Source organism: Rhizobium sp. P38BS-XIX (assembly GCF_012641435.1).
GTDB lineage: Bacteria > Pseudomonadota > Alphaproteobacteria > Rhizobiales > Rhizobiaceae > Rhizobium.
Genome location: NZ_JABAIJ010000001.1, coordinates 1,598,564 through 1,617,567 on the forward strand (window position 1 = coordinate 1,598,564; position 19,004 = coordinate 1,617,567).

Annotated in this window: 19 protein-coding genes; 11 read left to right on the forward strand and 8 right to left on the reverse strand. The window is 59.2% G+C overall.

All coding sequences use genetic code 11. The features are described from left to right. The first annotated feature begins 7 nt into the window (after nucleotides 1-7). The 3 genes from HGP17_RS07740 (at nucleotide 8) to HGP17_RS07750 (ending at nucleotide 1,995) form a co-directional block, all read left to right on the forward strand. A complete protein-coding gene (locus HGP17_RS07740) occupies nucleotides 8-739 on the forward strand; it encodes a transporter substrate-binding domain-containing protein (RefSeq protein ID WP_168807475.1) in 732 nt (243 codons plus the stop codon). Nucleotides 740-812: 73 nt separating this feature from the next. Continuing rightward, on the forward strand, nucleotides 813-1,532 hold the full coding sequence (gene pth, locus HGP17_RS07745) for an aminoacyl-tRNA hydrolase (protein WP_168807477.1): 720 nt from the start codon (nucleotides 813-815) through the stop codon (nucleotides 1,530-1,532). Nucleotide 1,533: 1 nt separating this feature from the next. Then, nucleotides 1,534-1,995 (forward strand): GNAT family N-acetyltransferase, encoded by a 462-nt coding sequence (locus HGP17_RS07750; RefSeq protein WP_168807479.1) that lies wholly within the window; start codon nucleotides 1,534-1,536, stop codon nucleotides 1,993-1,995. Between the two features lie 15 nt (nucleotides 1,996-2,010). Here HGP17_RS07750 and clpS read toward each other — a convergent pair whose 3' ends face one another. Then, a complete protein-coding gene (gene clpS / locus HGP17_RS07755) occupies nucleotides 2,011-2,322 on the reverse strand; it encodes an ATP-dependent Clp protease adapter ClpS (protein ID WP_168807481.1) in 312 nt (103 codons plus the stop codon). Between the two features lie 316 nt (nucleotides 2,323-2,638). On the opposite strand from clpS, the gene HGP17_RS07760 reads away from it, so the two are divergent. The 3 genes from HGP17_RS07760 (at nucleotide 2,639) to ychF (ending at nucleotide 5,728) form a co-directional block, all read left to right on the forward strand. Beyond that, nucleotides 2,639-3,859, forward strand: coding sequence for an RNA ligase RtcB family protein (locus HGP17_RS07760; RefSeq protein ID WP_168807483.1), 1,221 nt, complete (start codon nucleotides 2,639-2,641; stop codon nucleotides 3,857-3,859). After that, nucleotides 3,852-4,469 carry a peptide chain release factor H gene (gene prfH / locus HGP17_RS07765; RefSeq protein ID WP_168807485.1) on the forward strand — a complete coding sequence of 206 codons (618 nt, stop codon included), beginning with the start codon at nucleotides 3,852-3,854 and terminating at the stop codon, nucleotides 4,467-4,469. Before HGP17_RS07760 ends, prfH begins: the two co-directional genes overlap by 8 nt. A 155-nt stretch (nucleotides 4,470-4,624) precedes the next feature. After that, entirely contained in the window at nucleotides 4,625-5,728 is a 1,104-nt protein-coding gene (ychF, locus tag HGP17_RS07770; RefSeq protein WP_168807487.1) for a redox-regulated ATPase YchF, read from the forward strand. A gap of 21 nt (nucleotides 5,729-5,749) precedes the next feature. On the opposite strand, the gene HGP17_RS07775 is transcribed toward ychF, so the two are convergent. Further along, nucleotides 5,750-6,874, reverse strand: a complete 1,125-nt coding sequence (locus HGP17_RS07775; protein ID WP_168807489.1) for a hypothetical protein — start codon at nucleotides 6,872-6,874, stop codon at nucleotides 5,750-5,752. Between the two features lie 182 nt (nucleotides 6,875-7,056). On the opposite strand from HGP17_RS07775, the gene HGP17_RS07780 reads away from it, so the two are divergent. After that, nucleotides 7,057-7,518: a MaoC family dehydratase gene (locus HGP17_RS07780; RefSeq protein WP_168807491.1), complete on the forward strand. Its 462-nt coding sequence runs from the start codon at nucleotides 7,057-7,059 to the stop codon at nucleotides 7,516-7,518. Further along, a complete protein-coding gene (locus tag HGP17_RS07785) occupies nucleotides 7,515-7,982 on the forward strand; it encodes a MaoC family dehydratase (protein WP_168807493.1) in 468 nt (155 codons plus the stop codon). The genes HGP17_RS07780 and HGP17_RS07785 overlap by 4 nt, the downstream gene beginning before the upstream one ends. A gap of 48 nt (nucleotides 7,983-8,030) precedes the next feature. Here the strand turns inward: HGP17_RS07785 and HGP17_RS07790 are convergent, their stop codons facing one another. The 4 genes from HGP17_RS07790 to petA form a co-directional block, all read right to left on the reverse strand. Then, nucleotides 8,031-8,573 carry an adenine phosphoribosyltransferase gene (locus HGP17_RS07790; protein ID WP_034476679.1) on the reverse strand — a complete coding sequence of 181 codons (543 nt, stop codon included), beginning with the start codon at nucleotides 8,571-8,573 and terminating at the stop codon, nucleotides 8,031-8,033. A 117-nt stretch (nucleotides 8,574-8,690) separates the two neighbouring features. Beyond that, on the reverse strand, nucleotides 8,691-9,557 hold the full coding sequence (locus HGP17_RS07795; RefSeq protein ID WP_168807495.1) for a cytochrome c1: 867 nt from the start codon (nucleotides 9,555-9,557) through the stop codon (nucleotides 8,691-8,693). 22 nt (nucleotides 9,558-9,579) lie between these two features. Further along, the gene (locus HGP17_RS07800) at nucleotides 9,580-10,854 is read right to left on the reverse strand and encodes a cytochrome b N-terminal domain-containing protein (protein ID WP_168807497.1); all 1,275 of its coding nucleotides are present in this window, start codon (nucleotides 10,852-10,854) and stop codon (nucleotides 9,580-9,582) included. Nucleotides 10,855-10,868: 14 nt separating this feature from the next. Then, nucleotides 10,869-11,447: a ubiquinol-cytochrome c reductase iron-sulfur subunit gene (gene petA, locus HGP17_RS07805; RefSeq protein ID WP_168807499.1), complete on the reverse strand. Its 579-nt coding sequence runs from the start codon at nucleotides 11,445-11,447 to the stop codon at nucleotides 10,869-10,871. 467 nt (nucleotides 11,448-11,914) lie between these two features. On the opposite strand from petA, the gene HGP17_RS07810 reads away from it, so the two are divergent. Next, complete coding sequence (locus tag HGP17_RS07810) at nucleotides 11,915-12,868, forward strand: endonuclease/exonuclease/phosphatase family protein (RefSeq protein ID WP_168807501.1); 954 nt, start codon at nucleotides 11,915-11,917, stop codon at nucleotides 12,866-12,868. Nucleotides 12,869-12,897: 29 nt separating this feature from the next. Here HGP17_RS07810 and HGP17_RS07815 read toward each other — a convergent pair whose 3' ends face one another. Continuing rightward, nucleotides 12,898-14,760, reverse strand: coding sequence for an ABC transporter ATP-binding protein (locus tag HGP17_RS07815; protein WP_168808140.1), 1,863 nt, complete (start codon nucleotides 14,758-14,760; stop codon nucleotides 12,898-12,900). 143 nt (nucleotides 14,761-14,903) lie between these two features. Beyond that, the gene (locus tag HGP17_RS07820; RefSeq protein ID WP_168807503.1) at nucleotides 14,904-16,757 is read right to left on the reverse strand and encodes an ABC transporter ATP-binding protein; all 1,854 of its coding nucleotides are present in this window, start codon (nucleotides 16,755-16,757) and stop codon (nucleotides 14,904-14,906) included. A gap of 394 nt (nucleotides 16,758-17,151) precedes the next feature. On the opposite strand from HGP17_RS07820, the gene HGP17_RS07825 reads away from it, so the two are divergent. After that, nucleotides 17,152-17,649 (forward strand): tRNA (cytidine(34)-2'-O)-methyltransferase, encoded by a 498-nt coding sequence (locus HGP17_RS07825; protein ID WP_168807505.1) that lies wholly within the window; start codon nucleotides 17,152-17,154, stop codon nucleotides 17,647-17,649. 77 nt (nucleotides 17,650-17,726) lie between these two features. After that, the gene (locus tag HGP17_RS07830; RefSeq protein WP_168807508.1) at nucleotides 17,727-18,878 is read left to right on the forward strand and encodes a hypothetical protein; all 1,152 of its coding nucleotides are present in this window, start codon (nucleotides 17,727-17,729) and stop codon (nucleotides 18,876-18,878) included. Nucleotides 18,879-19,004: the final 126 nt, after the last annotated feature.

The window sequence follows — 19,004 nt, forward strand, 5'->3', positions numbered from 1 at the left end:
GAACCGCATGCGAAAATTGGTGCTGATCTTATCCGCCGCCTTGCTTTCGCTGCCGCTCCTCTCAAAAGCTCAGGCCGAGCCGGTTCATTTTACCACCGAAGAATACCCCCCTTTCAATTATCGTGACGGCAAGCAACCGGTCGGTGCCCTCACCGATCAGGTGGTTAAGGTGATGAATGATATAGGCGTCGACTATACGATCGATGTCCTGCCCTGGGCTCGAGCCTATAGCCAGGCGCAATCCGATCCGATGACCTGCGTGTTCGCCACGGCCCACAACGAGGAGCGCGACAAGCTCTTCAAATGGGTTCAACCGCTGTTGATCGATCGCAATGTTCTGGTCAAGCACACAGGCTCCCAGGTCGCCGCCGCCACGATCGACGATGCCAAGCGCTATATCGTCGGCACCTGGCGCGACGACTATACGGAGACGATCCTGCGCCGGAACAGCTTTCCACGCATCGATGTCGGCACCGATTTCCGAGCCACCCTGAAGAAATTGATGAGCGACCGCATCGATCTCATGCCGATTTCGGAGTTTTACTTTGCCAAGCTGAAAAGCCAGGGCACGCCGCTGGAAAAGGTAACGATCCTGTCGCAGCAGCCGATGGGGATTGCCTGCCAGAAGAATTTCCCCAATGATCTCCTGAGCCGAATGCAAGCGGCGCTCGATGCGCTCATTGCCAACGGCACGCAGCAGCAGATTTTCGATAAGTACGGTCTTCGCCTGGACGACTGACGCCATCGCGCCTTGACTTTGCCGACAAATCGCTGTGGTGAAGGGCATCGGCATTTTCCAAGGGGTGAGGCGCATGCTTCTCATCGTGGGCCTCGGCAATCCCGGCGCCAAATATCAGGGCAACCGCCACAATATCGGCTTCATGGCCGTGGACGCGATCTACCGTCGTCATAGCTTTTCGCCCTGGTCGAAGAAGTTCAAGGCCGAGATCGCCGAAGGCGAGCTTGGCGGCCAGAAGGTCCTGCTCATCAAGCCGCAGACCTTTATGAACCTCTCGGGCGAATCCGTCGGCGAAGCCATGCGCTTCTACAAGCTTCAACCCTCGGATATTGTTGTCGTCTATGACGAGCTCGACCTGCCGGCCGGCAAGGCACGGCTGAAGACCGGCGGCGGTCATGGCGGGCATAACGGCATCAAGTCCATCGATGCCCATTGCGGCAAGGAGTACCGGCGCCTGCGTCTGGGTATTGGCCATCCCGGTGCCAAAGAACTCGTGCACAATCACGTTCTCGGCGATTTCGCCAAGGTGGACCGCGATTGGCTGGAACCGCTGTTCGACGCGCTGGCCGACAACACCGACATGCTGGTGCGCGGCGAGGATTCGCAGCTGATGAACAAGATCGCCCTTGCTCTTGGTGGCAAGGCGGAAGCCGAGACACCAAAACCTGAAAAGAAGCCGCCGGCCGCCAAGTCGCATATTCATCAGGCGCGCAATCACAACCAGCCGAAAATCCCGGAAACGGGACCCATGGCGGAAATGCTGAAGAGGATGTTCGGCAAAAAGGACAATTGACATGCCGGACGCTGCAACCGAAACAATCATCCGGCCAATCGAGAAGGCTGACCTGCCGACATTGCTTGCGCTCTACCAGCATCTGAACGCGGAAGACCCGATGCTGGACCCGCAGGTTGCCGAAAGCCGTTTTGCAGACATTCTGGCCCATCCCGGCATGACGATCTTCGCGGCCTTTGACGGCGAAAAAGCCACGTCATCCGTTACGCTTGTGGTCATTCCCAATCTGACACGCGCCGGCGCGCCCTATGCTCTGATTGAAAACGTCGTTACCCATGCCGACTACCGCCAGCGTGGCCTTGCCGGACAGGTGATCGGCAAGGCGGTCGAGACCGCGTGGGAAAGAAACTGCTACAAGGCGATGCTTCTGACCGGCTCGAAAGACCCTGCAACGCTACGCTTCTACGCCAATTGCGGCTTCCAGCAGGATAAAACCGGCTTCCAGATCCGCCGCCCCGGCTAGCGAGACCGTCTCACACTATTCTTCCGGTTCCGTCGTGAACATCAACGGGAAGCCGGCGTGCTTTGCCAGATCGATGGCCTCCTGGGCCTTCGTTTCGGCAATATCACGCGCGCAAACCATGACCACGCAGGTACCGAGCTTGTGCGCCGTCATCATCACGCGATGACCGGCATCCTCGCTCATGCGGAACACCGCCTTCAGCACCATGGTCACGAATTCGCGCGGCGTATAATCGTCATTGACGAGTATCACCTTGTAGAGCTTCGGCCTCTCGACCTTCGGCTTCGTTTTAGTCTTTGGTTTTAGGACAACATCATTGTCACTCATCGGCATCACCGTTGACGACAGGGAAAGGGATTTGAGCTAATGCCCTTATTATAGTGCGCCGCACCAGATCGTTCAAGCATGCTCGTGCGGAGAAGAACGAGGCAGGCGATGCCGCGCGGCAAAACCATCGCTTGCAATTCGTTCGATTTCGCTTATAAAGCGCCTTCTATTTACTCAGGTTCGGGAGCACAAAAATGAAGAGCACAGCTTCATCGCGCCCCTTAAGGGCACAAGCGTAAGCAGCGTCGACGCGCTGCCGTGAGCTTTTTCAATCGGCGTTGATGCCGAGAGATCGACCCATCCTGGGAATATTTTCATGGGCAATTCCATAGGGACCCCTGGTCCCATCGACATGCACTGCGGTCAGCCTGCTGCCGCGGTGACGCATTATTTTACATCGAAATCCTGGATCGAAGGGGCCGCGCTGGAACAGCTCCGGGAGACCGCAAGTCTTCCCGGCATGCGCTCCGTCGCCGGTTTTCCTGATCTTCATCCCGGCAAGTACGGACCGGTCGGCATGGCCGCGCTTGCATCAAGGGTTTATCCGCAGCTGATCGGCACGGATATCGGATGTGGCATGGGCCTGTTCGAGTTCGACTTGCCGCTGCGCAAATTCAAACTCGATAAGGCGGCTGACGCATTGCGCCGTCTGGAAAGCGTCGAGTTCGACGTTCCACACACGCCGAGCGTCGATCCGTCGTTCGGTCTCGAATTCGGCGCGGAAACGCTGGGCACCATCGGTGGCGGCAACCACTTTTGCGAAGTGCAGGCAGTTGAGGATCTGTTTGAAGATGATGCAAGCCAATGGCTGGACAAGCAGAAGCTCTATCTGCTCGTCCATACCGGCTCGCGCGATCTGGGAGCCAAGGTATTCAGCCGAACGGTCGCCGAGAGCAGCGGCATGGCCAACGGCCTCGACCCGCAATCCGGTGCCGGCGAGCAATGGCTGATGCTTCACGATCTTTGTGTCGAATGGGCAGCGCTCAATCGCCGTATGATCGCGCAGCGTGCCGCTGCAGTCCTTCGAGCGGAGATCCGGCTGGTTGCCGATGTCCCGCACAATCTCGTGCGGGCGTTTGAAGATGGCTACGTCCATTATAAAGGAGCGGGTGCCGTCCAGGGTTGCCCTATCGCACCGATCGCCGGCTCCAGGGCGAGCCTGAGCTATGTCGTCGAACCGCTTCCGGCGGTGGCAAAGGCACACTTTGCGATCTCGCACGGCGCCGGCCGGAAATACGATCGTCGCAACATGCATGGCCGCACGGGCAACACTCGCTCGGAACGGGAAGCATTGCTGCGCAACCCATGGGGCGGCATCGCGATCTGCGACGATCGCAAACTCGCGATCGAGGAAGCCGCCGGCGCCTACAAGAATGCCGACCAGGTCATCGCCGATCTGGCCGAACACGGTCTCATCCGGCCCCTCGCATCGATGAAACCGCTGATTACCTACAAGAAGGTCAACGTCGACCACGAGGAAGCGAAACAGGATCGAACACGGGACCGCAGAGCAGATGGGAGGCGCTGGAATGTCTGACATTCACCTTCTCGCAACATCAGGCAACGGCCCGGCGGAATGCCGGGTCGCGCTGAAGTCCCTGCTGTCCATTCTGGAGCGCGAGGCCCGCGAAAAAGACTGCGAGATCGAGATTGCCGCATCCCGAGCACCCGATCCGCACGGCCCGGTTTCGGCAATCATCACGCTGCGCGGGGCGCAGGCACGGCGCCTCGCCTCGGATTATTGCGGCTCGATCCGCTTCATTTTCAAAAGCAGGATCAGACCCGGGCACAAGCGGCAAAACTGGTTCGTCGGCATAAAGCAGATCGAACTCCCCGACACGGCGCAGGAAATGCCGACCGTCCAACGGGAGGATATCCGTTTCGAGACATTGCGTGCCGGTGGTCCAGGCGGACAACATCAGAACACGACGGATAGCGCCGTCAGGGCCACGCATATCGCCACCGGTATCACAGTGACCTGCCGCGACGAGCGCTCCCAGCACCGGAACAAGGCGCTGGCCGTGCGGCGGCTGGAAGCGATGCTGCAAGTGCTGGCCGAACGGCAGAGCCAGAATGCCAAGACCGCCCTCTTCCTTGCCAACAAGGAGCTGGAGCGCGGCAACGAAGTGAAGGTGTTCCGGCTTTGAAAAATGGTTCGCCCGGTCTACACCGGGCGAACACTTTCCGCTTCGGAACAAGCCTTTTCGCCGGAAAAGCGGCTCGCTTTCCGCACAAGACTTGACCCGCAACGGCCCTTCGCTCATACGCACTGCAAAGATTTTCAAGATATGGACAAGGTGCCATGGGTTTCAAATGCGGTATCGTCGGGCTGCCGAATGTCGGCAAGTCCACTCTGTTCAACGCGCTGACAAAGACGGCGGCAGCGCAGGCTGCCAATTATCCGTTCTGCACGATCGAGCCGAACACGGGTGAAGTGGCCGTTCCCGATCCGCGCATGCGCAAGCTTGCCGACATCGCCAAGTCGAAAGAGCTCATCCCGACGCGCATCTCCTTCGTAGATATCGCCGGCCTTGTACGTGGCGCGTCGAAGGGCGAAGGCCTCGGCAACCAGTTCCTCGCCAACATCCGCGAAGTCGATGCCATCGTGCATGTGCTGCGCTGTTTCGAAGACAGCGACATCACCCATGTCGAAGGTCGCATCAACCCCGTCGCCGACGCCGAGACGATCGAGACCGAGCTGATGCTCGCCGACCTCGATAGCCTCGAGCGCCGCACCGAGCAGACCCGCAAGCGCGCCACCGGCAAGGACAAAGAATCGGTGGCGATGCTGCCGATCATGGAAGCCTCGCTGAAGCTGCTTCAGGATGGCAAGCCGGTTCGCACGCTGCTGTCGAAACTCGACGCCGAAGAGATCCGCATCCTCAAGGGCCTGAACCTGCTGACCTCGCATCCGGTGCTCTACGTTTGCAACGTCGCCGAGGGCGATGCGGTGACCGGCAACGATCACACGGCAGCCGTTGCCGCCATGGCCAAGGAGCAGAATTCGGAAGTCGTCATCATTTCCGCCGCCATCGAGGCGGAAGTCGCACAGCTGCCGGATGAAGAAGCCACCGAATTCCTGTCCGCTCTCGGCCTCGACGAAGCCGGCCTCGACCGCCTGATCCGTGCCGGCTACAAGCTCTTGCACCTCATCACCTACTTCACCGTAGGCCCGAAAGAGACGCGTGCCTGGACGATCGAAACGGGCACGAAGGCGCCGCAGGCCGCCGGCGTCATCCATTCGGACTTCGAGCGCGGCTTCATCCGCGCCAACACCATCGCCTATGAAGACTACATTGCCTACAACGGCGAAGTTGGCGCAAAGGAAGCCGGCAAGGCACGCGACGAAGGTAAGGAATACGTCGTTCAGGATGGCGACGTCATCCATTTCCGCTTCAACACCTGATCCGTTTCAGCCTGCCGGCGCCTATCTGAGCGCCGGCAGCTTTGCCTGTATTCCCTCAGGCAGCCGCCGCACGACGAAGCGGCGCAGATCGGCCCATCCTATGCCGATGACGAGCACGATCAGACCGACAATCATCAAGACCAGAAAACCGACCTTCTCGAAGCCGGCATTGTTGTGCTGAAGAAGCGCGCCGGTCGCCAATCCCAACGACACGAGGCCGGCCGTGACGAAAGCGCGCCGATCGATGATCAGCCCGATCAGCATCATCACCAGAACCACCACCAGTACCGTCACCGCCTGTGTATAGCCACCGAAGAGCACGTTGGTGAGATTGGTGAAGACGACACCGCTATTGGCGAGTTCCAGGCGCAGCGCGAGCAGGATGGTGGAATAGAGCAAGGCGGGAGCCGTGGCCAGATGGAGCCAGAATGCCACATCGGAACGGCGCGTCACCCTGCCGGGATCGCTGAGATCGAAACGCATGGCCACGGCAAAGCTTCCGAGGGCAGCCGCAAGCAGTATGACGAGCGTCAGGATCGGATAATCGATCGGCAGATTCGAGGAGCCGAGCGCAGAGCCGATGACATAGAATATCGCCGCAAGCAGCAGGCCGAAGAGCGAGAAAAGCAGAAGCGCCAACGACAACGGCACGCGGTAGCGCCAATAAAAGAGCGACAGGACGAGCGGCAATGGTGCAGCAAGAACCAGCGCAGCCAGGGTAAAATTATCCACCAGGGACGGTGCCGAGCTTATGTAGCTGATCATCGTGTAGATGAGCCACTGGACCAGGGCGATCGTCAGGACGACCGCCGGAAGCGCCAATCGCTGGCGCCGCACCAAGACCTCAGCCAGAATGACGATCGCAACCAGCGAGACATAGCGGTTCGCCAATCCCCATAGACCGACCAGAAGCACGACGATGCCAATGGTGATCAGCACATCATGAAAGCCGCGGATAAATCTTGGCGCTTCCGTATCTTCCAGGGAATTGGGCGCATCGGTCGGCTGGTGTGCGGAGCGATCGCCTCCGATCGCAGTAACGCCGATGTTTCTCTGGGCCAGATAGGGAAGCAGCCGCTCCGCCTGGGTTGAGGAAATGATGCCCTCACCTGCCGCCTCTTCGAGTGCGATCTTGAGTTCGCTCATGGTGACTCCCGTGCCAGCGTCTTGCGATCTAGCCTCATCATATCGCTATCCCACAATCAAGAGGTGGCGAGTGGCAAAGATCCATAGCGCCAATCTGCTTCGGTCAGCCCATGAAAATGCTTGCACCCCTGCCGCCGGCTATGCGATTGCCGAAAGATGCGATGTGGAGGATGGCAGGAAAGATGACGAAACTGTCCTATGAGGATTTTCAGCCGGGGCGCGAATTTGCGCTCGGCCCCAAGCATGTGACGGCAGAAGAGATCATTGAGTTTGCTACCGAATTCGATCCTCAGCCAATGCATCTGGATGAAGAGGCCGGCCGCGCCAGCATTCTCGGCGGACTTGCCGCCTCTGGCTGGCATACATCCTCCATGTTCATGCGCATGATGTGCGATTCCTATCTTCTCAACTCCGAGTCCGAGGGCGCTCCCGGCATCGACTTCATGGATTGGAAAAAGCCGGTTCTGGCCGAAGACACGCTTTCGGGTCGCTCCATCGTTTTGGAAGTCCGCGCCATGCGTTCGCGGCCCGGCATCGGCATCGTCAAGTTCCGTCACGAAATCGAAAATCAGAAGGGTGAGATTGTTTGCCTTGGCGAGAACTCGACGATGATCCGCATGCGCGGCACGGAGGCTTCAGCATGAAGCTGACAGACCTTTATGCCATTGACGAGCGGATCGAAATCGGCAGCCACACCTTCACGCCGCAAAGCATCATTCACTTCGCATCGCGCTTCGATCCGCAGATCTTTCACATGGATGCCGAGGCTGCGAAGGAAACCCTGTTCGGCGGCCTTTGCGCCTCCGGTTGGCACAGTTGCGCCATGTGGATGCGCAGCTTCGTGGATTTCTGGAAATCCGAAAGATCCCGCCTGACCGCCGAAGGCCAGACGCCGCCGGAACTTGGTCCATCACCGGGGTTCAAGGCATTGCAATGGCTGCGCCCGGTCTTTGCCGGCGACACCATCACCTATGGCGTGACACTGCTCGCCAGCCGCCCACTGGCATCGCGCCCAGGTCGGGTACTACATACGCTCGCCTGCGACGGCTTCAACCAGCACGGCGTCCCGGTCTTGCGCTTCGAAAGCACCGTCTTGGGATTTGAATGAAACCACTGCGGGGAGACGGATGCCTCTCCGCAGAATTGATCCCTCCGGTCAGTGTCCGGAAAATTCCACCAGCGTGTGAACCGGCACATCAAGCTCTTCGAGCTTCTTGCGGCCGCCAAGATCGGGCAGATCGATCACGAAGCAGGCGGCGACGACTTCGGCGCCGATCTGGCGCAGCAGCTTCGTCGCGCCGACGGCCGTGCCACCCGTCGCGATCAGATCATCCACGAGGATGACCCTCTCGCCCGGATTGACGGCATCGCGATGCATTTCCATTTCGTCGACGCCATATTCCAGGCTGTAGGCAATGCGCACGATATCATGCGGCAGCTTGCCCTTCTTGCGGATCGGCACGAAGCCGGCCGACAGCTGATGCGCAACCGCGCCGCCGAGGATAAAGCCGCGTGCTTCCATCCCGGCGACCTTATCGATCTTGGTGCCGGCATAGGGTTGCACCAGCGCATCCACCGCGCGGCGGAAGGCCCTGGCGTCGCCAAGCATCGTCGTGATGTCGCGAAAGATGATGCCGGGCTTGGGATAGTCCGGAATGGAACGGATGCTGGCAGCGAGCTCCGAGGCAATGGTGTTCATGAAATCAGTACTCTCAAGGCTATGATAGGGCCGGCGGCACCCTACCAAGACCGGGGCGCTATACCAACAAAAAAGGCGGCCCCAAGAGGCCGCCTTTTCGCTTAATCCCTGTAGCGCTCAGTGAGCGCCAGCCTTGGCGTATACGGAGCGCTTGGTGAGGTAGATCAATATCGAGAAGATCAGCAGGAACACCATGACCATGAAGCCGAGGTGCTTGCGATCCTCCAGATGCGGTTCCGAGGTCCACATCAGGAAAGCCGCTACGTCACGCGCATACTGGTCGACCGTCTGCGGCGAGCCGTCGTCATAGGTCACCTGACCGTCCGAAAGTGGCTTTGGCATCGCAAAGGTCGCAGCCGCATCGAAATACGGATTGTAGTGCGAGTTCTGCGGCACCTTGAAGCCTGCGGGCGGCTCTTCATAACCGGTCAGCAGCGAGTAGATATAATCCGGGCCGCCTTCCTGGTACTGGGTGAAGATATCGAAGATGAACTGCGGGAAGCCGCGCTCGATTTCGCGAGCCTTGGCAAGCAGCGACATATCCGGCGGCACGGCGCCATTGTTCGATGCAGCAGCAGCTTCGTCGTTCGGGAACGGCGAATTGAAGTGGTCGGACGGAAGAGCCTTGCGGGTGAACATCTCACCCTGAGGATTTGGTCCGTCCTGGACTTCGTAATTGGCTGCAAAAGCCTTCACCTGGGCTTCGTTATAGCCCAGATCTTCCAGCGTGCGGTAAGCCACCAGCTTCATGGAATGGCAGGCGGAACAGACTTCCGTATAGACCTTGAGGCCACGCTGGAGCTGCGCTTTGTCATAATAGCCGAACGGACCGGAGAAGCTCCAATGCTGCTCGCGCGGCTCCTTCAGCGGATAGTGCGGCGTTTCGGCTTCTGCGGCAGGCTTCGTCTCGGCGGCGATGGCGGCAACGCTTGCCGAACCACCGATGAGCGTGAGCGACAGAAGGCCGACAATCAACTTCTTCATCGTTTTCTTCCTCTATCGCCGGTTACGCTTGCGCCGGAGCGGCAACTTTACCGCCCTGCTTTTCAAGAACCGCTTCCGTAATCGAATTCGGAATGCGCTTCGGTGTCTCGACGATGCCAAGGATCGGCATGATGACGAGGAAGAACAGGAAGTAGAACAGCGTCGCGAACTGTGCAGCCGTGGTGTAGATGCCTTCTGCGGGCTGAGAGCCAAGCCAGCCGAGCAGAATGGCATCGGCAACGAATAGCCAGAAGAACAGCTTGTACCAGGGACGATAAACAGCCGAGCGAACCTTCGACGTATCGAGCCAGGGCAGGAAGAACAGCACGATGATCGCGCCGAACATCGTCAGAACGCCGCCAAGCTTGGAGTCGATCGGGCCGATGTTGAAGGTGATCGAGCGCAGCATCGCGTAGAACGGCAGGAAGTACCATTCCGGAACGATGTGGGCCGGCGTCTTCAACGGATTGGCCGGGATGTAGTTATCCGCATGGCCGAGGAAGTTCGGCAGATAGAAGACGAAGTAGGCGAAAACCAGCAGGAAGATGGAAACGCCAAGCGCATCCTTCAGCGTCGCGTAGGGCGTGAAGGGCACGGTATCGGTCTTCAGCTTGACTTCGACGCCGGTCGGGTTCGTCTGGCCGGTCACATGCAGCGCCCAGATGTGCAGGATAACGACACCCGCGATCATGAACGGCAGCAGATAGTGCAGCGAGAAGAAGCGATTGAGCGTCGGATCGTCGACGGCAAAGCCGCCGAGCAGGAAGGTCTGGATCCAGTCACCGACCCATGGGAAGGCGGAGAAGAAGCCCGTGATAACCGTTGCACCCCAGAACGACATCTGGCCCCAGGGCAGAACGTAGCCCATGAAGGCAGTCGCCATCATCAGGAGATAAATGATCACACCGAGGATCCACAGGATTTCACGCGGCGCCTTGTACGAGCCGTAGTAAAGACCGCGGGCAATGTGCAGATAAACGGCGACGAAGAAGAAGGACGCGCCGTTGGCATGCATGTAGCGCAGCAGCCAGCCGTGATTGACGTCGCGAACGATCTTTTCGACCGAATTGAAGGCGATACCCGTATTTGCCGCATAATGCATGGCAAGGACGACACCGGTCAGGATCTGCAGAAGCAGCATGACGGCCAGCATGGCACCGAACGTATAGGCATAGTTCAGGTTGCGCGGGACCGGGTAGGCAATGAAACTATCGTAGACCATACGCGGCAGCGGAAGCCGCGCGTCTACCCATTTTTCGAGCCCTGTCGATGGCTCGTAAGACGAATGACCACTCATGATTCAGCTCCCCCTCAACCGACCTTGATCTTCTTTTCCGACGTAAACGCATATTGCGGAATCGCAAGATTCATCGGCGCAGGCCCATGGCGGATGCGCCCGGCGGTATCGTAGACCGAACCATGGCAAGGACAGAACCACCCGCCATATTCACCTGCCTGACCGAGCGGGATGCAGCCCAGATGGGTACAGACGCCGATCATCACGAGCCAGTTTTCCTTGCCGTCGCCAGCAGAACGGGCGATATCGGTTGCCTGGGCATCGGCCGGAAGATTGGCGTTGCGGGCGACCGGGTCCTTCAAATCCGAGAGCTGCGTGCCCTTGGCATCGTCGATTTCCTTTTGCGTGCGGTTGCGGATGAAGACGGGCTTGCCGCGCCACTTCACCGTGAGAGACATGCCAGGCTCGAGGCTCGACACGTCGACTTCGATGGAAGCAAGAGCAAGCGTCGATGCATCCGGACGCATCTGGTCGATAAACGGCCATGCGACCGAAACCGCACCGACGGCGCCGGCCATACCTGTCGTCAAATAAAGGAAATCGCGGCGCGTAGGCTCGCCTGTGGATTCACTTGTCGTACTATGCTCGCTCAACGCTGCACATCCTCTTCCCGCAAACCACGGCAAAACCGCGGTACCCCTCTCACTAACGGCGAATCATCGCGACCATAATTCCGCCATAGATTCCTCCGTAACCCGCTGCGTTCTAAGCTTGATCGCAAATTATGTCCAGTCTTGGCAAGCGTAGAGGGCACAATGTCGCGGCAAAACTGCGCTATAGCGTCGCAAGAGGGGGGCTTAATTTCCCCCATCACGGGTCGCTAAAGTTAAACGCATGAAAAAACAAAGAATTTTCGAAGCATCCATTTATGTTGCATGGCAAAATATCCAATGATTTCAATGCTGCGTTGCAAAAATATCCATAAAAATCACAGCAATGTCCCGTCTTGATCGAGGTCTTACCTCTTTAAACCAAATGGATTTCCCTCGGGATTTGGTGAGGATTGCGCTCGCGGTCTTGCCCAATGAAATTATCTGAAGATGAAGCACGAGAACGTCTCATGAGGCATACGGTTTACTGCGTTCTATGTGTCCTCGCCACGCTGGCTGTTGGCATCCTCTCGGCGCGTTATGTCGCCGACTCCTGGCTGCTGGCCTTTTTCGAAAGCCTGCAAACGCATATCAGCCTGTTTGCGATCGCACTCTCCCTGATCGCATTCGCGGTCAAGCGTCATTGGTATGCCCTCTTCCTGATCGCCGGCGGCGTTGTTCTTCTGCTTCACTCGGTCTTGATGCTTCAGGAATATGGGACATCGTCTCTCGTCGCCTCAGCCGAGGCGGGTGGCGGTCGTTTCCGGCTACTTTCTTTCAACATCGAGGACAGCAATTTTGAAAATGGCGCGCGCATCTCCGATTTCATCATCGACTCGAAAGCCGATGTGGTCGAAATCTTCGAGGCGGGACCAGTCTTTTCGCAGATGGACCGTCTCACGAAGACCTATCCCTATCGCGTCGGCTGCGGCGTGATCACGACCGATTGCGATTCGCTGCTGCTGTCGAAGAGGCCTTTTCAGAGCCAGCTCATGCGCAGCCTCGGCAGCCTTTGGGACAATCGCTTTATCCTCGTCACCATCGACATGGATGGCCAGCCCGTAAATTTCGCCTCAGCGCATCTGAGCAAGCCGTATTTCGATGCGTTTCACCAGATCGAGCTCGGTCTTCTCGCACCCATTCTCAACGACGTGAAAGGGCCGCTTATCCTCGCTGGAGATTTCAATGCCTCGGTCATCGCGCCCGACATGCGCGACTTTCTGGCGGCAACCAGTCTCCGTCACGCCTTCCCCGAGCCTGCGACCTGGCCGATCGTGGCCGGTGCCTACGGCATCAGCATCGACCATGTCTTTGCCCGAGCACCGTTGCGGCTGATCTCGGTCAAGCAGATCCCCGACGCGATGGGTTCGAACCACTTCGGCCTCATGACGGAGTTCAGTGTTCCTCATCCTGCAGGAAGCTGAGACGCAGAAATCGACGAGAGCAGCTGAAGTCAGTCGGCATCCACCGCGATAAAGCCGCCGGACTGGCGCGCCCACAATTCGGAATAAAGACCGCCACGGGCAATCAGCTCCTCATGCGTGCCTTCCTCGATGATCTTGCCCTTGTCGATGACGATCAGCCGGTCGAGCTTTGCAATGGTCGAGAGGCGGTGCGCGATGGCAAGAACGGTCTTGCCTTTCATCAGCGTATCGAGATTGGACTGGAGTACGGCTTCGGCTTCGGAATCCAGAGCCGATGTCGCCTCGTCGAGGACGAGGATCGGCGCGTCCTTCAGCATCACCCTTGCGATCGCGATGCGCTGACGCTGACCGCCGGAAAGCTTGACGCCGCGCTCACCGACATGGGCGGCATAGGCCGTGCGTCCCTTCTGATCCTCAAGGGTTGCGATGAAGCGGTCGGCCTCTGCCTGCCGCGCCGCCTCCACCATCTGCTCGTCGGTAGCGTCGGGGCGACCGAAAAGGATGTTGTCGCGAATGGAGCGATTGAGGAGCGCAGTATCCTGCGTCACCATGCCGATCGCGCCACGCAGCGACTCCTGCCGCACGGCTGCAATGTCCTGCCCGTCGATCAGGATCCGGCCACCCTCGAGATCGTAGAAGCGCAATAACAGGTTGACGAGCGTGGTCTTGCCGGCACCGGACCGACCAACGATGCCGACCTTCTCGCCGGCGGCGACGCTCAGCGAGAAATTGTCGATAATGCCGCCGCCGCGCCCGTAATGGAAAGTGATGTTGTCGAAACGGATGTCCGGACCGGTGACGGCCAGGTCCCTGGCGTCTGGCCGATCGACCAGGCCGATAGGTTCGGAGATCATCTCGGCCGAATTCTGGATCGTGCCGAGATTGCGCATGATGGCGTTGAATTGCGCCATCATGCGGCCGAAGAGCATGTTCAACCGCAGCACCATGCTGAGCGTGAAGGCAACGCCGCCAGTCGAAATTTCACCCGAAAGCCAGAGGTGAACGGCAAGCGCGCCGATCGTCGTAATCATCACGCCCGATAGCAGCGCCAATGACGAGCGAACGCCCGTCAGCAGCCGTGTAAACGGCATCACGGCGGCCTGAAAGCGATCAAAGCCGTTGCGGATATAGTGATCATTCTGTTCTTCGCGGCCGAAGAGTTTCAGCGTCTGGATGTTGGCATAGGCATCGACCATGCGGCCGTTCAGCATCGACGACGCCTCGGCCGCGTTACGTGCATGGCGGCGTATGCGCGGCACGAAGTAGCGCGCGAGCAACGAAAAAACGACGATCCAGACCGCAATGACAAGGGCCAGCCGCCAGTCCAAACCGCCGACCAGCGCGATCGTCGAGGCGGCATAGATGATGATGAACCAGACCACCTGCAGCAGCGACACGACGAGATCGCCCGTGGCCTGCCCCGCCGACCAGACCTTGGTCACCACCCGGCCGGAGAAATCGTTCTGGAAGAATTCGACGGACTGCCTCGCCACATGCCGATAGGCCTGCCAGCGCACGAGGTTCAAAAAGCCGGGAACGACAACCTGCTCCTCGACCAGCGCGCCGAGGCTGACGACGACAAAGCGCACGACAAGAACGACGAAGACCATGCCGAGCAATGTCGCGCCGTGGCCGTCCAGAAGCCCGCTCCACCCCTCGCCCGGCTTCACCTTGTCGAGAATATCGACCAGATGGCCGACGAACCAGAAGAGCGCCGCCTCCAGCATGGCAACGGCACCGCCGAGCGCCGCCATCGCCAGGAATGGCCCCTTGGCCTGACCGACATAATACCAGATGAAGGCACCGAGCGACCGTGGCGGGCGGAGATCGCCACTGCGGTAGTAAGGATCGATCCAGGTTTCGAACAGGCGGTATACGGAACGGATGAGCATGCCAGCGATATAGGCAATTTCCCCACGGGCGCAAAGGAAATGGCCGCGTTGCAAAGGTTATATTTTCGTTAGGTTTCGAGCGACCGTCCGCCCTGCTCTTCCCGCACATGAAAAGGGCGGCTTTCGCCGCCCTCTCGTCATCTCTATTGCGCCGCCGCCTCGACCTCTTCGTGATCGGCCAGGAAGCCACCGGACTGGCGGTTCCAGAGTTCGGCGTAGATGCCCCCCTCCTGAACCAATTCCTGATGCGAGCCCGTCTCGATGATCCGGCCCTTGTCGAGCACGACGAGGCGGTCCATCTCCGTCAACGTCGACAGGCGATGAGCAATCGCGATCACCGTCTTGCCGTGCATCAGCGCGAAGAGGTTTTCCTGGATCGCCGCTTCCACTTCGGAATCGAGCGCCGAGGTCGCCTCGTCGAGCACCAGGATCGGTGCGTCCTTCAGGAAGACGCGGGCAATCGCCACACGCTGACGCTGGCCGCCTGACAGCTTCACGCCACGCTCGCCGACTTGTGCATCAAGGCCAGTCCGGCCCTGCATGTCGACAAGGCCTTCGATGAAGTCCCAGGCATTCGCGCGCTTGGCGGCCTGGATGACCTCTTCGTCGGTGGCATCCGGACGGCTGTAGGCGATATTGTCACGGATCGAGCGGTGAAGCAGCGATGTATCCTGCGTCACCACGCCGATCATTTCGCGCAAGCTGTCCTGCGTGACCCCGGCAATATCATGGCCATCGATGGTAATGCGACCGCTCTCCAGATCGTAGAAGCGCAGAAGCAGGTTCATCAGCGTCGTCTTGCCGGCGCCCGAGCGTCCGACAAGACCGACCTTTTCGCCGGCACGGATGTCGAGGCTCAGATCTTCGATCACGCCCTTCGCCTTGCCATAATGGAAGCGAATGTGATCAAAGCGGATCGCACCCTGCTTGGCAGCGATGCCAGGGGCTGCCGGCTTGTCCACGATATCGTGAGGCTTCGCCATCATCTCCATGCCGTCATAGACGGTGCCGATGTTTTCGAAGAGCGCCGAAACCTCCCACATCACCCATTGCGACATGCCGTTGACACGCATGGCAAGACCAATGGCGATGGCAATGGCGCCGACGGAAATCGACCCGCCAAGCCAGAACCAGATCGACATTGCCGAAACGACGAACAAGGCCGCACAGTTGTTGATGTAAACGGCGGCATTGAACAGCGTTACCTTGCGCATCTGCTGATGCACGGCCCCGAGGAATTCCTGCATGCCGGCCTTGGCATAGGTCTCCTCGCGGCCCGCATGCGAAAACAGCTTCACCGTGGCGATGTTGGTGTAGCTGTCGACCACGCGGCCGGTCATCATCGAGCGCGCATCGGCTTGCTGGGCCGCGATCTTGCGCAAGATCGGAATGAAATAGGCGACGATGGCAATGTAGATGGCAAGCCAAACCAGGATCGGCAACATCAGACGCCAGTCGGCCGCCCCGATGATCAAGATCATCGAGATAAAGTAGGTGGCGACATAGACGAAGACGTCGAGCGTCTTCATGACCGTCTCGCGAACGGCAAGCGAGGTCTGCATCACCTTGGTGGCGACGCGGCCTGCAAACTCGTTGGCAAAAAAGGTCATGCTGTGGCGCAACAGGAAGCGATGCATCTGCCAGCGCGCGATCATCGGATAATTGCCGAGCAGGACCTGGTGCATGATGAAACTGTCGAGCACCGCCGCCAAAGGCAGGCCGACCAGCACCATCGCCCCCATCCAGAACAGCTTCGGCCATTCCGTCTGCAGGAACGTCGCCCTGTCCGCCTTGGTCAGCCAGTCGACGATATCGCCAAGGAACTGGAACAGAGCCACCTCACCGATCGCGATCAGCATCGAGAGCATGCTCATGGCGAGCAGCCAGGGTGCTGCGGGCTTGGTATAGTGCCAGCAAAAGGCAAGAAGGCCACGGGGTGGTGCGCCCGGTATCTCGCTCGGAAACGGATTTAGTCGGCGTTCAAACCAGCCAAACATTGAAATGCTCCAAAGACTCGACCTCTTGCCACCCAATGCGCCCGAAGGTCGCAGACAGATATGGTGGCCGGACGATGAAAGAACGAGGCCATACCGGCCGCGTAACTAAACGAAAAGGGGGGAACCTTGCGAAATTGCGTCCTAGAGCGGCTTATTCAGGGCCGTGGGTTCATGGCACGGAGGCGCATCATTACAAATAGGATATCCATCTGAGCCTCCTCTTTCGCTGGTTGTAGAGCGCTCACCTTGTAGCGCGCATTTTTTAATTTGGAAAGCGAAATATGCGCGAAAAATGGGCGGAATTCTTCAATTCTGCTGATGGGATCCATCACGAAAGCCAACCGAGCGACGAAAATCGAAGACAAATCCTGGCGAGTTCGCTAGGTGCAATCGCATGACAAAGCTTCGCATCGCCCTCTATCAGCCCGACATCCCCGGCAATACCGGTACGATCCTGCGCTTGGCCGCCTGCCTCGGCCTCGGCGTCGACATCATCGAACCGGCCGGCTTCGACATATCGGATCGCAACTTGAAGCGAGCCGGCATGGATTATCTCTCGGCCGTCACGCTGACGAGACATGTGAACTGGGAGCGCTTCGAGACATGGCGCCTGGAAAGTGGGCGACGGCTGGTGCTGGCCTCCACCAAGGCGGCGCAACCCTACACAGACTTTATCTTCCGCGCCGACGATATCCTTCTCTTCGGCCGGGAAAGCGCCGGCGTGCCCGACCACGTGCACGACAGGGCCGATAGCCGCATTCTGATCCCCATGGTTGAAGGCCAGCGCTCGATCAATGTCGCCATGTCCGCCGCGATGATCTCAGGCGAAGCGCTGCGGCAAACGCAATGGTCGCCACATCAGGCACCGGGCGGGAATGTCGCACCCGAATAGGCGTTGGCACGCCGGATAAAGTGTGAGAAGCTTCGCTCTGGAATGCTCTAACTCAGGCAACCTTGGCGAGGTGACCCATGTTCCAGACGGCATTCACGCTTTCCCTTACCCAATTCGCACGCACGTTGAGCCTACCCGAAAGGCTGCAGCATTCGCCTGCGCGAAATCTCGCGCTCGAGGCGCTTCGACAGCGAAACCTGGCACTCGATGCGCTGTTTTATGACGTCAAGGTGATCCGACCCGAGGAAGTCTTCTATATCAGCGACTCGCTTGCGGCGGAGGGCGCGATCATGATCGTTCCGCCGAGTGGCAGCGCTGCGATTGCGCTTTGCGAGACGGTCGACGAGTTCGTATTGCGCGGCGGAGACAAGGTGCGCGCACTGGCGGTCGCCGGCATCGGCGGCTCGGCGCTGGGAGCGGCGGCCTTCGCCCGGAACGTGGCGGACGCGATCGATGGACCGGTCGCCGTTGTCGTTTCCGGCTACGGCATTGCCGATGTCATCACGGAAACATTCGGCGGCCTGTTCTTCTTCGGTCACCTGAAAGGAATGCGCCCGCTTCTGCAGGCGTTTGACGATCTGGCCGGGCGCCCCAAAGTCGGCGCGCATCGTGCGAAGTCGGCAAGCCGCACCAGCCTGGATACCCGCACTGTTCAGGCACTGCTTGCGGACACACGCCTCTCCTTTCGGCTTCTGACCGGCCACTCCAAGGGCAATCTCGTGCTTGCCGCAGCGCTGCATGACCTGTGCAAGCAGGATGAGGCCCGGATCGCGCAGCTGGCGCAACATGCCAGGATCGTGACGATCGGCGCCCGCATCGCCATGCCGCCGGCTTTCACTGACGTCATGGACATCATGGGCGAATGGGATTGGTTCGGCGAAATCAATTCGCGCATGTTCATCGATGCCAACAGGCGCATGCCGAATGCAGGGCATCATACCAACACCGATCTGAACGGGCATCTGCCCGTCACATCGGCGCTCAGAGAAATCCTGGCAACCGTACCGAAGATGGCCGAGACCGGGGCGAAGGTGCAAGACGATGCGTCCGGGTCGCCGAAAGGGCCTTCACCGGCGCACACAGGGGCTGCCTCCACGCCGCTCGGCTCAAAACCGCGTGCAGTGACGATTGATGGGGTAAAGAAGGCCTTTTCCGAAAATCCGACGCCCGCACCGCCGCAGGCCGAAACCGGCTCGGCCGGCGCATTGCCCCCATCCAAGCCACATTGATGGCATAACCTGCGCAATTGTTGACCCAATATGTCGCAATCGCAGGTGGACTATGCTCGCGGCAAGCGTATAATGTTTAGCCGGCAAGCAAAATTGTCGTTTCTCATCCAACACGATTATGTGCTG

What these genes read in the sequence shown, in the direction of transcription:
- HGP17_RS07740 (WP_168807475.1), top strand. Translation starts at nt 8, where the DNA reads ATGCGAAAATTGGTGCTGATCTTATCCGCCGCCTTGCTTTCGCTGCCG.
- pth (WP_168807477.1), top strand. Translation starts at nt 813, where the DNA reads ATGCTTCTCATCGTGGGCCTCGGCAATCCCGGCGCCAAATATCAGGGC.
- HGP17_RS07750 (WP_168807479.1), top strand. Translation starts at nt 1,534, where the DNA reads ATGCCGGACGCTGCAACCGAAACAATCATCCGGCCAATCGAGAAGGCT.
- clpS (WP_168807481.1), bottom strand. Translation starts at nt 2,322, where the DNA reads ATGAGTGACAATGATGTTGTCCTAAAACCAAAGACTAAAACGAAGCCG.
- HGP17_RS07760 (WP_168807483.1), top strand. Translation starts at nt 2,639, where the DNA reads ATGGGCAATTCCATAGGGACCCCTGGTCCCATCGACATGCACTGCGGT.
- prfH (WP_168807485.1), top strand. Translation starts at nt 3,852, where the DNA reads ATGTCTGACATTCACCTTCTCGCAACATCAGGCAACGGCCCGGCGGAA.
- ychF (WP_168807487.1), top strand. Translation starts at nt 4,625, where the DNA reads ATGGGTTTCAAATGCGGTATCGTCGGGCTGCCGAATGTCGGCAAGTCC.
- HGP17_RS07775 (WP_168807489.1), bottom strand. Translation starts at nt 6,874, where the DNA reads ATGAGCGAACTCAAGATCGCACTCGAAGAGGCGGCAGGTGAGGGCATC.
- HGP17_RS07780 (WP_168807491.1), top strand. Translation starts at nt 7,057, where the DNA reads ATGACGAAACTGTCCTATGAGGATTTTCAGCCGGGGCGCGAATTTGCG.
- HGP17_RS07785 (WP_168807493.1), top strand. Translation starts at nt 7,515, where the DNA reads ATGAAGCTGACAGACCTTTATGCCATTGACGAGCGGATCGAAATCGGC.
- HGP17_RS07790 (WP_034476679.1), bottom strand. Translation starts at nt 8,573, where the DNA reads ATGAACACCATTGCCTCGGAGCTCGCTGCCAGCATCCGTTCCATTCCG.
- HGP17_RS07795 (WP_168807495.1), bottom strand. Translation starts at nt 9,557, where the DNA reads ATGAAGAAGTTGATTGTCGGCCTTCTGTCGCTCACGCTCATCGGTGGT.
- HGP17_RS07800 (WP_168807497.1), bottom strand. Translation starts at nt 10,854, where the DNA reads ATGAGTGGTCATTCGTCTTACGAGCCATCGACAGGGCTCGAAAAATGG.
- HGP17_RS07810 (WP_168807501.1), top strand. Translation starts at nt 11,915, where the DNA reads ATGAGGCATACGGTTTACTGCGTTCTATGTGTCCTCGCCACGCTGGCT.
- HGP17_RS07815 (WP_168808140.1), bottom strand. Translation starts at nt 14,760, where the DNA reads ATGCTCATCCGTTCCGTATACCGCCTGTTCGAAACCTGGATCGATCCT.
- HGP17_RS07820 (WP_168807503.1), bottom strand. Translation starts at nt 16,757, where the DNA reads ATGTTTGGCTGGTTTGAACGCCGACTAAATCCGTTTCCGAGCGAGATA.
- HGP17_RS07825 (WP_168807505.1), top strand. Translation starts at nt 17,152, where the DNA reads ATGACAAAGCTTCGCATCGCCCTCTATCAGCCCGACATCCCCGGCAAT.
- HGP17_RS07830 (WP_168807508.1), top strand. Translation starts at nt 17,727, where the DNA reads ATGTTCCAGACGGCATTCACGCTTTCCCTTACCCAATTCGCACGCACG.